A 12,779-nucleotide genomic window follows, 5' to 3' on the forward strand; every position below is an offset into this window, starting at 1 on the left:
ATCGGTTTTTTTTCTAATTATTTTTAAAAGCGGTTTAATGAAAAAGTTTACGTTTTATACTTTGTTAGCTTCTCTGTTATTTGCTGTTTTAAGTTGTGAAAAAGAATATCAGCGCCCCCGAAAATATGAAGTTGATCTTTTCAAAAACGAAAAAAAAGATAGCAATCAGGCTTATATAATGTCGGAAGATGAAGCTTACGGAATCAGCGATATGGTCGTGGCAAGTTCAGATATTTCTGTTACCGACAGTTCTTCAGGTCGTGGCAAAGCAATTTATATCTACAGCATCAATTCGGGAGATTTGTTATTCAGCAAAAGAGATTCTGTAATTTCGTATCCTTACCGGTTTCTTTCCAATCAGAGATTAAATCTTAAAAAAGAAGAAAATGATTCGGTATACGTCTTTTTAGAAAAACTTAAAGGCTATAAATCTATTGCAGAAGTGAAACAAATCAAATATCAATGGTTGAAAGGTGCGCCAGTTTACCTTCTTGATAACGCAAAAAAATAATTTTATCTTTGCCTCACTAAAATGAATTGGTTTTTTGGAAAAGAATAAAAAAAGTTCAGACTTTCTTCACATCGGGAACAAGTTGCTGAAGTGGTATGATAAAAATGCGAGAGATTTACCGTTCAGAAAAACCAAAGATCCTTATAAAATCTGGATTTGCGAGATCGTTTTTCAGCAAACCCGAATTGCTCAGGGAATAAATCACTACAATAATTTTATCGAAAGATTTCCCGACGTAAAAACTTTGGCAGAATCTTCTGAAGATGAGGTTTTGCTGTATTGGAAAGGTTTGGGGTATTACTCCCGTGCTATCAACATTCATAAAGCTTCACAACAAATTATCCACGATTATAACGGGATTTTTCCTTCTGATTACGAAGAAATTTTAAAACTAAAAGGTATAGGTAAATATACTGCTGCTGCCGTTTCAAGTATTTGTTTTAATGGAAAAATGCCTGCAGTTGACGGAAATTTCTACAGAGTTTTAAGCCGGATTTTTGCAGATGATTTTGATATTTCAAATTCGAGAGCTTTTAATTATTTTTCGGAATTATCAGCTTTGATTATGCCTGAAAATGTAGGCGATTTTAATCAGGCAATGATGGATTTGGGTTCTGAAATCTGCAAACCAAAAAATCCTTTGTGCGGAGAATGTCCTGTAAATGCTGATTGTCTTGCTTTTTCTTTACATAAAACTTCACAATTTCCTGTTAAAACCAAGAAAGTGAAAGCAGAAGATTTACACTTAAAATATTATTTCGTTCATCGGAACGGACAGTTTTTAATTCAGCAAAGAAGAGATGATTTTATCTGGAAGAAATTATTTGAATTTCCACTGAGTATTTCTGATGATTTAAATACATTTATTAAAAGTGTAAAAACCGTCAATCATAAGCTTACCCACAAAAATTTAAGCATAGAAATTTTTAATGTTGAGGTTGATTCTGAATCGGCTTGGGAAGATTTTATTGCTCAAAACAATTACATAATTACGGATGTTGAAGGTTCTCATGAAAGATCATTTCCAAAACCTTTAGAAAATTATATTCAAAATTACGATATAGCATATAAAATTTTTTAATGTTAAATATGAAAAATCTCCAACATAATTATAATTCCCTAGGAATCGAAGCACTGTTTTTTTTATTTATTGTTTATTAAATGAGTTGAGATTCCTACGGACTGACAAACTTTATGGATATGGGCATTGAAAGAAACTCTTGTAATCTAAATTTCAAAACTCATTGAAATGCTGAAATTTGTGTCCTCAAATCTAAAATCTAATTTGTATTTTTGCAAAATGATTAAAAAAGTCATTTTTATTTTTCTTTCAATGTTGATTATTTCGTGCGAAAAAGAATCTACTCCAAAGCCTTACGGTGAATTGAGATTAGAGTATCCTGCACCAAAATATAAGAAATTTGAGCCCAATTGTCTGTATTCTTTTGAAGTTTCAGATTATGCTAAAATTTATGATGCAAAAAAACCTTGTTGGTATTATCTTAATTACCCGAAAATGAAGGCTAAGATTTTCCTGACGTATTACCCAATCAACAACGATTTTGCCCAGCAGATCATGGAAACCGAAAAAATGGTTTATAAACATACTGTAAAAGCGAGTTCTATCGATACAAAATCTTTCGAATATCCTGAGAAAAAAGTCTACGGAAATTTTTATGAACTGAAAGGTCAGGCTGCATCCAATCTGCAGTTTTATGCAACCGACAGTACAAAACATTTTGTGACAGGGTATTTATATTTCAATTCCAGACCAAAACCAGATTCTTTAGCGCCTGCAATCGATTATATCAAAAAAGATATGATGCATTTGCTGGATACTTTTGAATGGAAAAAATAAACATAATAAATTACATATGAATCGGTAAGATTACATATAATTAAAAAAATAGATAAAAATACATATGAAACTTTTAGTCGTAGGAAGCGTGGCATTTGATGCAATTGAGACGCCGTTTGGTAAAACAGATAAAATTTTGGGTGGTGCAGCTACTTACATTGGGATTACATCTTCTATTTTGGGTGTAAAGTCTGGAATTGTATCGGTAGTTGGTGGAGATTTCCCACAAGAATATCTTGATATGTTTACCGACAGAGATGTGAACATTGAAGGAATAGAAATTGTAAAAGAAGGAAAAACTTTTTTCTGGGCCGGAAAATATCATAATGATTTAAATACAAGAGATACTTTAGCTACTGAAGTGAATGTTTTGGAAAATTTTGATCCAAAAATTCCAGCTTCTATGCAAGATGCAGAGATTTTGTTATTAGGAAACCTTCACCCTGGAGTTCAGCTTTCAGTTCTTGAAAAAATGAATAAGCGTCCAAAATTGGTTATTTTAGATACCATGAATTTCTGGATGGATTCTGCAATGGATATTTTGAAAGATATGATTGCTAAAACTGACGTAATCAGCATCAATGACGAAGAAGCTAGACAGCTTTCCGGGGAATATTCTTTAGTGAAAGCAGCTAAAAAGATCCATACAATGGGGCCTGAATATGTGATTATCAAAAAAGGAGAGCACGGAGCTTTATTGTTCCATGATAATAAAGTATTCGCAATTCCTGCACTTCCTTTAGAAGAAGTTTTCGATCCGACTGGAGCGGGTGATACTTTTGCAGGCGGTTTTGCAGCTTATCTTGCTAAAAAAGGAACCTTTGATTTTGAAACCATGAAGTCTGCATTAATCGTAGGTTCTGCAATGGCATCTTTCACCGTAGAAAAATTCGGAACAGAAAGAATTCAGGAGGTAAATGAAGCAGATATTACAAACAGATTGAAGCAATTTAAAGAATTGACAACTTTTAATGTAGAATTGCAATAAATCATCTCTTTTTAAGAAATATTTATAATAAAAAATTGAGTGCAATTCATTAAGAATTCTAAATTTGCAACTTGTTTAAAATAGTATAATGACAAATAAACTAAAAATCACTTTCCTTCTTGCAGTCTTCACGATGTTGTTCTCAGGAAACATCAATGCTCAGCTAAAGAAAGGTCAGTTGGTAGACGGTATTGCGGCAGTAATTGGTGATGAGATCGTTTTGGAATCTGATGTTGAAGAGCAGATGAATTACGGAAAACAGCAGGGTGCTTCAACAACCGACAGATGTGAGTTTTTGGAAAACTTAATCAATAATAAACTTCTGGTATACGAAGCTAAAAGAGATACCTTGATCGAAAACCGTTCTGCGGCAATTAAAGATGGGGCAAATGCAAAGTACAACCAATTGCTTTCTCAGTTTCCGGACGAAAAGTCGATGCTTACTGCGTATAAGTTCAGAAATCAGTTTGAGATGAAAAATGCCATCGAAAAAATTGATACCGATCAATATTACGGACAGGCAAAATATGGAAGAATTACAGAAAAAGCCGATGTTACTCCGAATGAAGTAACCGATTTTTTCAATTTGTATAAATCTCAGCTTCCTGAAATAAAAGATGAAGTTTCTCTTTCTCAGATTATGATGTATCCTAAATTGACGGAGGCTCATAAAGAAGAGTTAATAAGCAAATTAAAGAAAATCAAAGCTGATATTGTAGGTGGAGAGAGTTTCGAAAGTCAGGCAAGAATTTATTCTGAAGACCAGGGAACAGCACCAAATGGAGGTTTGATGAAAAATATCTTTAAAGGGCAAATGGTAAAGCCTTTCGAAGCTGCAGCATTAAACTTACAGGAAGGTGAAATTTCAGACCCTGTAGAATCTGAGTTTGGATACCATATTATTCAGTTGGTGAAAAAATCAGGGAAAGCCTATGATGCAAGACATATTCTTTTAATGGCAACACCTACAGATGCCGAAATTACTACTGCAAAACAAAAATTAGACAGTATCAGAGGTTTAGTCTTAGCTGAAAAATTGAGTTTTAAAGATGCTGCATTTAAGTTTTCCGATGATAAAAAAACTAAATTCAATGCGGGTGTTATTACCGGTGGAGATGGTTCTAGTAAAATCGAAAGAGAAAGTATTCCGGGAGTGATTAGTTACGAGCTTGCCGGTCTTAATAAAAATGATATTACAACTGCTTTTGATGATGAAGATGACAGAAAGAGAAAAGTTGTAAAAATCATTAAAATTGAAGATGTTATTCCTGCGCACCAGATTACTCTTGAAACAGATTATGACAGAATAAAGCAGATGGCTCTCAACAAGAAAAAAAGTGAAATGATTGAGAAGTTTGTCAATTCAAAACTTCCAACCACATTTATTTCTATAGACGGTCGATATGACAGTTGTGATTTTAAAGGGAACTGGAAAAAAGAATCTCTTAAAAAATAATACAAAAACCTTCAGAACTTTCTGAAGGTTTTTTTGTGAAAATAGTTCTCACATGTATTATAGAATCTACGTTTTTAGTATTTTTACCTTATGAGTAATTTTATAGATTTCAACTCCGCTAAAAAGCTTCATGAAATGAACGAAAACAAAAATAGAGTCACAGAACTTTTCAATATAAAATATCCCATTATTCAGGCCGGTATGATTTGGCATTCAGGTTGGAAGTTGGCTTCGGCAGTTTCCAATTGTGGTGGATTGGGGTTGATTGGTTCGGCAAGTATGTATCCAGATATTTTAAGGGAAAATATTCAGAAATGTAAGAAAGCTACCGATCAACCTTTTGGGGTAAATATCGCCTTGCTGTACCCCAATTTAGAAGAAATCATCAATATTATTCTGGAAGAAGGTGTGAAGATAGTCTTCACTTCTGCCGGAAGTCCTAAAACATATACCGAAACGCTTCAGAAAGAAGGTTTAAAAGTCGCTCATGTAGTTTCTTCAACCAAGTTTGCCGTTAAATGTGAAGAAGCAGGAGTTGATGCTGTTGTAGCGGAAGGCTTTGAAGCAGGAGGTCACAACGGAAGAGACGAAACAACAACTTTTTGCCTGATTCCGAATGTTAAAAAACATATTTCTAAACCATTGATTGCTGCAGGAGGAATTGCTTTAGGTTCCCAAATGAAAGCTGCCATGATTTTAGGAGCAGACGGAGTTCAGATAGGAAGTCGTTTTGCGGCTACACAAGAAGCAAGTGCTCACGAAAACTGGAAAAAGAAAATTACAGAACTGAATGAAGGTGATACGCTTCTTACTTTAAAAGAATTGGCGCCCGTAAGAATGGTTAAAAACAAGTTTTTCAACGAGCTTGAGGAAATATATAATGTGGGAAGAAATGCGGAAGCTTTGGTCGCTTCATTAGGTAGAGCAAGGGCTAAGAAAGGAATGTTTGAAGGTGATATGGAAGAAGGTGAATTGGAAATCGGTCAGGTTTCAGCTTTGATTGACGAAGTTCTTCCTGTGGAAACGGTTTTTGCTAACCTTTTAAAAGAATTTAATGAAACAAAAAATCCGAGCTTATAAATAATGATTGAAGAGGTAATTGATGTAAAAGGTCAAAACTTATTTATAAAATTTAATAATTCATTCGAAAATAAACCAACAATTGTTTTTCTGCATGATTCTTTAGGTTCGGTTCAGCTTTGGAGAGATTTTCCTGAAAAATTGGCGGAAGCTACCCAATGTAATGTTTTGGTATATGACCGCTTAGGATATGGCAAGTCTTTTCCAATGATTACCCATGAAAGAGAAAACAATTACATGGAACTGGAAGCAGATGTATTGAATGACTTGCTTTCTGAATTAGATATAAACGATGCAATTCTTTTCGGGCACAGCGATGGCGGAACGATTGCCTTAATTGCCGCATCAAAATATCCTGAAAAAGTGAAAGCTGTAATCTGTGAAGCCGGACATATTTTTGTTGAAGATATTACAGTGAAAGGTGTGGAAGAAGCATTAAGTGCTTACAACACCACAAATCTACCTCAACGTCTCGAAAAATATCACGGTGATAAAGTGGAAATAATTGTCAAAGCATGGACTGAAATCTGGCTTAGCGACAAGTTCAGAAGCTGGAATATTGAGTATTTATTGAAAAATATTAAAAGTCCTCTTTTGTTTATTCAAGGAGAAGCTGATGAATACGGAACTTTAGATCAAGTTGAAAGAACGGTTTCGCAGGTTGCAGGAAGATCGGAGAAATTCATCATTCCAAATGTTGAACATACACCGCACAAAGAATCTCCGGAAATAGTTTTAAATAAATCAATTGAATTTATAAACTCCGTAATAAATTAATTCGCTACAATTCCCCTCCTCTGGAGGGGTGGCGAAAATTTAAAGAATTTTTGACGGGGTGGTTTATAAAATAAGAAAAACCTACAAACTTCTCAATTCAAATTCTATATTCTCCCTCGCTTGAGATTCATATTTATTCTTAAAATACTCAGTTTTAAAAATATTTTCCAGTGCTAGAAAATATTGTAAAACCTTTTTCCTTCCCGGTTTATAAAGGAAATCCGGATAAATAGAATATTCTTTTCTGATTTGTTTGATATACTCTAAATAAACTTGCGGGCTTTTCCCAAGAATCGATAAATCTGCATCTAAAAGAAAATTAGTGTCTTCATCATCCGATTTTTTGTGTGATTTTGTAGCTAAAATCTGCTCGTAAATTTGTTGTACATCTTCATTATTCAAACCTATAACTCCAAGGTTTTCTTTCGCAAGATCTGCACTTTTTTCTTCATTTAATTTTGAAGTCGCATCATAAATTAAATCATGATAAAAAATAGAAAATGAAATAGTATTGAAATTTTTGATTTTATCTTTTACATGTTCAATTTCTTCAAATAGAGTTTCTAAATGTTGAAGATTGTGATAATGCCTGTTTTTCCCTGAATAATTTTTCTCAATTTTGATCCAAAATTTTTCAATTAAAATTTTATCTTCAGTAAAGTTTAGACAAAGCGATTCAAATCTATCTTTTAAAATCATAAATATCATTAAAGTTAAATAAAAAAAGGAACTTAAAAAAGTTCCTTCTGTTCTTATAAGCTTGCTTTCAAATCAGCCCAGCCACCGCCGTTGTAGCCATCTTGTAAGCCTTGAGAATTCAGATATTCTAATGCCTTTCCACTTCTGTTTCCGCTTCTGCAGAACAAAACAACAGGCTTTTCGATAGATAAGATTTCGTCTTTTCTGTCTTCAACTTCTCCCAAAGGAATATTGACTGCTCCTTCTATATTTCCGTCCATTTCAAGCTCCATTGGCTCGCGAACGTCGATTAATGCATAATTTCCTGATTGTAATACATCTGCTAATGACATAATATTTAATTTTTTTGAGTTAAATTACAAAATAAATGTATGAAGTATTTTCACACATCCAAACTTCAACAAATTTATAAAATAATCTTAGTTTTGCAATGCGAAATCTATGAATTCAACTGCTGAAAAATATTCCCAATTAATCAAATCTAAAGCTAAAAGTTTTGGGTTTCAGAATTGTGGAATTTCGAAAGCAGATTTTCTGGAAGAAGATGCACGTCATTTGGAAAAATGGCTCAAAAATAATTTTCATGGCGAAATGAAATACATGGAAAATCATTTCGATAAAAGATTAGATCCTAGATTGTTGGTAGAAGGTTCCAAATCTGTGATTTCGCTTTCCTATAACTATTTTCCTGAAGAGAAAATTTCTGTATTAGAGAATTTTAAAATCTCAAAATATGCGTATGCTGAAGATTATCATGAAGTAGTAAAAGAAATTCTTCGTGATTTGGTTGCTGAATTACAAGAAGAAATCGGAGATTTCGAATTCCGTGTTTTCGTAGATTCAGCTCCGGTTTTGGAAAGAAGTTGGGCAAAAAAATCAGGAATTGGCTGGGTTGGGAAAAATGCGAACTTAATCACCAAACAAAGTGGTTCTTTTTATTTTTTAGCTGAAATTATTTGTGATTTAGATTTAATTCCTGATCATGAAACAACCGATCATTGCGGAAGCTGCAGAAAATGTATCGATGCTTGTCCAACTGATGCGATTGTTTCGGAGAAAATTGTTGACGGAAGCAAATGTATTTCCTATGCAACGATTGAATTGAAAACTGAAATTCCCGATTACTTTAAAGATAAAATGGAAGACTGGATGTTTGGCTGCGATATTTGTCAGGATGTTTGTCCTTGGAACCGTTTTTCCGCACCGAATCTTCAGGCTAAATTTAAACCTAACGAAGCGTTAAAAAGTTTCAAAAAAGGTGAATGGAAAGAATTGACTCAGGAAATATTCTCCGAAATATTCCGAAAATCACCTGTGAAGCGCACAAAATTTGCCGGTTTGAAAAGAAATATTGAGTTTTTGAATCAATCGTCAGAGAAATTATAGCAAAATATAAAAGGTGAAAAAACCTGTTCGGAAATTATAGTTTCCAAAAATAATATGGGTATTGTACCATTCCTTAAAACTTTAGTTCTAAAGAAATAAAAGATTCCAATTCATAAAAATTAAAAAAGCCTTTCCTACAAAAGAAAAATTGACTTTCAAAAAGAGAATATCTTTAAGAAAATCAACGTTTTTTCTGAGTTCTTTTAGGAGCTGTTTTTACTCTTACTTTAAATCTTTTTTGAGATTTCGTGTTTTTAAGCATATTTGTGAATGTTTGTTAGCTAAATTTAATTAATTTTTGAATTAAAATAAATACTTTTAGAAAAAATTTAGATTAAATTTTATTAAACTTCAATATCTGAAAACATGAGTGTGAAAATTATACTGATCTATTTCCTGAAAACCCTCGGAATAATCCTCGGAATCATTGTGCTGTACGCTATCCTAGGTTATCTGCTTCCTTTTATCGAAGTTTCGGCAAAGGATGATGGTGAGCAAAAAGAAATTCCGATTTACATTTATACCAACGGTGTTCATACCGATATTGTAATGCCTGTGAAAAATGAATTGCACGATTGGAGCGCAAAAATTCCGTTTGCAAATACAACATCAAAAAAGTCAGATTACAATTATGTAGGAATCGGGTGGGGAGACAAAGGTTTTTATCTGGATACACCAACTTGGTCAGACCTGAAATTTTCTACGGCTGTAAAAGCTGCATTTTGGATGAGTGAATCTGCAATGCACGCTTCATTCTACAAAACGATGACCGAAGCTGCTGACTGCAAAAAAATAATGATCAGCAAAAAACAATATTTAGAATTAGTGAAGTTTATCGATGCTAAATTTGACAGAGATACAAACGGTAGTTATATATTGATTCCAACTAAAGCTGTTTACAGCGATAATGATGCGTTTTATGATGCGAAAGGAAGTTATAGTTTTCTGAATACCTGCAACACCTGGGCAAACGATGCACTAAAAGCTGCCGGACAAAAAGCAGCATGGTGGACGCCAACAGATTATGGAATTTTCTTACACTATAAATAAATCTTGTGAGAAATTTTTATTTGATTTTCCTAGTTGTCATTTTTTTGTCTTGCAAACACGAGTCGAAAAACCTTACTGATAATGATGTTTTTGAAAATAAAAAATCCAATGAAGTCAAAAAGCCCGAATTAGATTTAAATAAAACAAAAAAGAAAGCTGCGGAAGCCTATGCATTTTGCAAAAGCAAAAAAATGAATACTGAGTTTTGTATTTTAATTGATATGAGCCTGCATTCCGGATTGAGCCGTTTTATCATCTGGGATTTTAAAGAGCAGAAAATTTCAAATAAATATTTGGTAGGTCATGGATGTGGAAGCAATAGTTGGAGCAGCGATGAATCAAAAGACAATCCTCAATTTAGTAATGAAGACGGAAGCCATCTTTCGGCTTTGGGGAAATATCAATTAGGCGAAAGAGGAAGAAGCGATTGGGGAATTCATGTGAAATATTTAATGCACGGTCTCGAAAAAACCAATAACAATGCGCTACAAAGATTCATTGTTTTTCATTCATGGGAATTGATGAGTGATGATGAAGTTTACCCAAAAGGCTCGCCGGAAGGTTGGGGTTGTCCTACAATTTCCAATAATGCGATGAAAGAATTAGACCCGATTATTCAAAACTCTGAAAAACCTTTATTGATGTGGATTTATAATGAATAATTTTTTAGTAATGACAAAAATATTTTACCTCAAAAGAATCAAAAGAAAAGATTGAAAAAATAAGAATTCAAAAGTTTACGAAACGCAAAGAGCTGAGTTGTTAATCGTTTTGAAAACTTTTGCTTAACTTAAACTATAGAAAGTCTTTTGATTCTTTTGCGGTTAAAAAATGTCATATACTAAAGAAAGATTTATAAATTTTTTAAATCTAATTCATAAATGGATGATGGAAGATTGAAGGGTTCTGAAACCGTATCTTTCACAAAAACAAAGTTTTGATCTTTAAAAAAATGAATTTGTGAATCGTTTTCTCTGATATTGATCCAAAGACTGTCTGCAAATTGAATTGCCGATTTTACTTTATTCCAAAGAGAAAGTCTCACTTCTGGCAAATCATATTCCTGAAGAATAGAAAACTCTTTAATAGCTGTTGTTTTTTGATTTTCATCAGCTTCCGGATAAAAGTTTCCTGTTTGAAAAAAGCAATATCCTACAGGTTGTTGATCTGCAAACACCATAATTAATTGATTAGAAAAGTCATTTAAAACATTGATCATTTTTCTATGATCAAAATATTCTTTAATGTAGTTGTCTATAATTTCGGGTGCAATAATCTCTTGATACGAATTTCTAATAAAAGCTTTTTTAACATCAAAAAATTCATCAACTCCCTGATCTGAACCTACTACAAATTTTGAAACAATCTCCATTCTTATTTTTTTCAAAGCTAAGTTATTTATGAATGATAATATCGGTACAGTTTTAAACTAATCAAACGGTACAGTTTTGCTTTTTGTAAATTTGTGCAGAACAGATTGGGATTATGCAGAATTTTAAATATCAAATATTCACTTCGGTCATCGAGGAACAGATCAAAAATGGAATTCTTGTTTCAGGCGATCGGTTACCTTCTATAAGAGAAATTAAAGAAAAATATAAACTGAGCATTACTTCGGTGCAAAGTGGTTATGATTATCTTGTTATGAAAGGCTGTGTTATAAATCGTCCTCGCTCAGGATTTTTTGTTATTATAAAAGTAAATGAAGACATTCCTGAAGATTTACCAACATTTTCGCCAGTTGTAAGCAATGTGGATTTTGATAAAAAAGTAAGACTTACTTCAAAATCGGATAAGTCTTCTGAACAAATTTCATTTAATACCGCTGCACCGACAGATTTGCTCGTTCCTCAAAAATTGATCTTAAGGAAAATGCAGGAAGTAATTCGGAAAAAAGGATCATCAATTCTCAGATATTATTCTGCGAACGGATCAGAAATATTAAGAAATCAAATTGCTGCACGGGCAACAAAATTTGGTTGTAAAATAAATGCAGAACAACTCATCATCACAGATGGAGCTTTGCAGGCGCTTTACATTGCGCTGTCTTCAGTAACTCAATCAGGAGATGTGATTGCGGTAGAAAGTCCGTGTATTTTTTCTGTTTTGGAAGTGATTTCAAACTTAAAACTGAAGGTAATCGAAATTCCGGTACAATACAAAACAGGATTTAATATTGATTTTTTAAAAGATATTTTAACTGAAAATAATATTCGTGCTGTTGTATTGACTCCAAATTTTCATAATCCCACAGGGATTTTAATGTCAGATGAAGCAAAAGAAGAACTTGTTTCGATTGCGCAAAGTAATGAGATTCCGATTATTGAAAATGATATTTATGGAGACCTTTATTTTGATGGAGAAAGACCGTCGACAATCCGTAATTTTGATACGGAAGGTTGGGTAATGACCTATTCGTCATTTTCAAAAACTTTGGCGCCGGGAATTCGTCTGGGATGGCTGAATACAGGTCGATTTTTTGAGCAGGCTGAAAGAATTAAGTTTTCTTTGGGAAGGTCTGTAGCACCTATTTTTCAGGAACTAATGATACAATTGTTAGACGAAAATTCTTATGACCGACATCTTCGTTTTTTTCGAAAACAATTAGAAATTCAATGCGTAGAACTTCTTAATGCATTAAGATTATACTTTCCAAAAGAATGTTACTTTCACAGGCCTCATGGCGGTTACAGCATTTGGGGAAGACTTCCTAAAAAAGTGAATATGCCTGATTTCTATAAATTTTGTGAAAATCAAAAAATCGCTTTTACACCTGGAGATACATTTTCATACACCGATGCATACAGTCATCATTTCAGAATCATATTTGCAGACAGAATCACCTGTGAAAGTATTGTGAGGCTGAAAATAATTGGAGAAAAAGTGCAAAGTATTTTAGATGAACCAAATTAAAATCTGCAAAGCATAAAATGAGAGATTCGTTTACAAAAATAGTCTTTTTGGCTTTTTGTAT

At 33.1% G+C, this 12,779-nt stretch carries 14 protein-coding genes; 11 read left to right on the plus strand and 3 right to left on the minus strand.

Annotated features, from left to right (window positions below; translation table 11 throughout):
- Window positions 1-37 precede the first annotated feature (37 nt).
- The 7 genes from EG358_RS06745 to EG358_RS06775 all read left to right on the plus strand — a co-directional run bounded on the left by EG358_RS06745 (window position 38) and on the right by EG358_RS06775 (window position 6,670).
- On the plus strand, window positions 38-511 hold the full coding sequence (locus EG358_RS06745) for a hypothetical protein (protein ID WP_076561758.1): 474 nt from the start codon (window positions 38-40) through the stop codon (window positions 509-511).
- Between the two features lie 34 nt (window positions 512-545).
- The gene (mutY, locus tag EG358_RS06750; protein ID WP_076561757.1) at window positions 546-1,592 is read left to right on the plus strand and encodes an A/G-specific adenine glycosylase; all 1,047 of its coding nucleotides are present in this window, start codon (window positions 546-548) and stop codon (window positions 1,590-1,592) included.
- Between the two features lie 219 nt (window positions 1,593-1,811).
- Window positions 1,812-2,369, plus strand: a complete 558-nt coding sequence (gene gldD, locus EG358_RS06755; RefSeq protein WP_076561756.1) for a gliding motility lipoprotein GldD — start codon at window positions 1,812-1,814, stop codon at window positions 2,367-2,369.
- A gap of 64 nt (window positions 2,370-2,433) precedes the next feature.
- Complete coding sequence (locus tag EG358_RS06760) at window positions 2,434-3,357, plus strand: PfkB family carbohydrate kinase (protein ID WP_076561755.1); 924 nt, start codon at window positions 2,434-2,436, stop codon at window positions 3,355-3,357.
- 88 nt (window positions 3,358-3,445) lie between these two features.
- Window positions 3,446-4,813 carry a peptidylprolyl isomerase gene (locus EG358_RS06765; RefSeq protein WP_076561754.1) on the plus strand — a complete coding sequence of 456 codons (1,368 nt, stop codon included), beginning with the start codon at window positions 3,446-3,448 and terminating at the stop codon, window positions 4,811-4,813.
- Window positions 4,814-4,948: 135 nt separating this feature from the next.
- Window positions 4,949-5,893 carry an NAD(P)H-dependent flavin oxidoreductase gene (locus EG358_RS06770; protein ID WP_076561880.1) on the plus strand — a complete coding sequence of 315 codons (945 nt, stop codon included), beginning with the start codon at window positions 4,949-4,951 and terminating at the stop codon, window positions 5,891-5,893.
- 3 nt (window positions 5,894-5,896) lie between these two features.
- A complete protein-coding gene (locus EG358_RS06775; RefSeq protein WP_076561753.1) occupies window positions 5,897-6,670 on the plus strand; it encodes an alpha/beta fold hydrolase in 774 nt (257 codons plus the stop codon).
- 81 nt (window positions 6,671-6,751) lie between these two features.
- On the opposite strand, the gene EG358_RS06780 is transcribed toward EG358_RS06775, so the two are convergent.
- On the minus strand, window positions 6,752-7,369 hold the full coding sequence (locus EG358_RS06780) for an HD domain-containing protein (protein WP_076561752.1): 618 nt from the start codon (window positions 7,367-7,369) through the stop codon (window positions 6,752-6,754).
- A 53-nt stretch (window positions 7,370-7,422) separates the two neighbouring features.
- Complete coding sequence (locus EG358_RS06785; RefSeq protein ID WP_076561751.1) at window positions 7,423-7,701, minus strand: rhodanese-like domain-containing protein; 279 nt, start codon at window positions 7,699-7,701, stop codon at window positions 7,423-7,425.
- 109 nt (window positions 7,702-7,810) lie between these two features.
- Between EG358_RS06785 and queG the strand changes: the two genes are divergently transcribed.
- From queG to EG358_RS06800, 3 genes are all read left to right on the plus strand, one after another.
- Window positions 7,811-8,755 carry a tRNA epoxyqueuosine(34) reductase QueG gene (gene queG, locus EG358_RS06790; protein WP_076561750.1) on the plus strand — a complete coding sequence of 315 codons (945 nt, stop codon included), beginning with the start codon at window positions 7,811-7,813 and terminating at the stop codon, window positions 8,753-8,755.
- A 366-nt stretch (window positions 8,756-9,121) separates the two neighbouring features.
- Window positions 9,122-9,805 (plus strand): TIGR02117 family protein, encoded by a 684-nt coding sequence (locus tag EG358_RS06795; protein WP_076561749.1) that lies wholly within the window; start codon window positions 9,122-9,124, stop codon window positions 9,803-9,805.
- Window positions 9,806-9,996: 191 nt separating this feature from the next.
- Complete coding sequence (locus EG358_RS06800; RefSeq protein WP_394337945.1) at window positions 9,997-10,467, plus strand: murein L,D-transpeptidase catalytic domain-containing protein; 471 nt, start codon at window positions 9,997-9,999, stop codon at window positions 10,465-10,467.
- A 191-nt stretch (window positions 10,468-10,658) separates the two neighbouring features.
- Here EG358_RS06800 and EG358_RS06805 read toward each other — a convergent pair whose 3' ends face one another.
- Complete coding sequence (locus tag EG358_RS06805) at window positions 10,659-11,177, minus strand: hypothetical protein (protein ID WP_076561747.1); 519 nt, start codon at window positions 11,175-11,177, stop codon at window positions 10,659-10,661.
- 113 nt (window positions 11,178-11,290) lie between these two features.
- On the opposite strand from EG358_RS06805, the gene EG358_RS06810 reads away from it, so the two are divergent.
- The gene (locus EG358_RS06810; RefSeq protein WP_076561746.1) at window positions 11,291-12,718 is read left to right on the plus strand and encodes an aminotransferase-like domain-containing protein; all 1,428 of its coding nucleotides are present in this window, start codon (window positions 11,291-11,293) and stop codon (window positions 12,716-12,718) included.
- Window positions 12,719-12,779: the final 61 nt, after the last annotated feature.

It is taken from the genome of Chryseobacterium indoltheticum (assembly GCF_003815915.1).
Taxonomy (GTDB): Bacteria; Bacteroidota; Bacteroidia; order Flavobacteriales; family Weeksellaceae; genus Chryseobacterium; species Chryseobacterium indoltheticum.

What these genes read in the sequence shown, in the direction of transcription:
- EG358_RS06745 (WP_076561758.1), top strand. Translation starts at nt 38, where the DNA reads ATGAAAAAGTTTACGTTTTATACTTTGTTAGCTTCTCTGTTATTTGCT.
- gldD (WP_076561756.1), top strand. Translation starts at nt 1,812, where the DNA reads ATGATTAAAAAAGTCATTTTTATTTTTCTTTCAATGTTGATTATTTCG.
- EG358_RS06760 (WP_076561755.1), top strand. Translation starts at nt 2,434, where the DNA reads ATGAAACTTTTAGTCGTAGGAAGCGTGGCATTTGATGCAATTGAGACG.
- EG358_RS06765 (WP_076561754.1), top strand. Translation starts at nt 3,446, where the DNA reads ATGACAAATAAACTAAAAATCACTTTCCTTCTTGCAGTCTTCACGATG.
- EG358_RS06770 (WP_076561880.1), top strand. Translation starts at nt 4,949, where the DNA reads ATGAACGAAAACAAAAATAGAGTCACAGAACTTTTCAATATAAAATAT.
- EG358_RS06775 (WP_076561753.1), top strand. Translation starts at nt 5,897, where the DNA reads ATGATTGAAGAGGTAATTGATGTAAAAGGTCAAAACTTATTTATAAAA.
- EG358_RS06780 (WP_076561752.1), bottom strand. Translation starts at nt 7,369, where the DNA reads ATGATTTTAAAAGATAGATTTGAATCGCTTTGTCTAAACTTTACTGAA.
- EG358_RS06785 (WP_076561751.1), bottom strand. Translation starts at nt 7,701, where the DNA reads ATGTCATTAGCAGATGTATTACAATCAGGAAATTATGCATTAATCGAC.
- queG (WP_076561750.1), top strand. Translation starts at nt 7,811, where the DNA reads ATGAATTCAACTGCTGAAAAATATTCCCAATTAATCAAATCTAAAGCT.
- EG358_RS06795 (WP_076561749.1), top strand. Translation starts at nt 9,122, where the DNA reads ATGAGTGTGAAAATTATACTGATCTATTTCCTGAAAACCCTCGGAATA.
- EG358_RS06800 (WP_394337945.1), top strand. Translation starts at nt 9,997, where the DNA reads ATGAATACTGAGTTTTGTATTTTAATTGATATGAGCCTGCATTCCGGA.
- EG358_RS06805 (WP_076561747.1), bottom strand. Translation starts at nt 11,177, where the DNA reads ATGGAGATTGTTTCAAAATTTGTAGTAGGTTCAGATCAGGGAGTTGAT.
- EG358_RS06810 (WP_076561746.1), top strand. Translation starts at nt 11,291, where the DNA reads ATGCAGAATTTTAAATATCAAATATTCACTTCGGTCATCGAGGAACAG.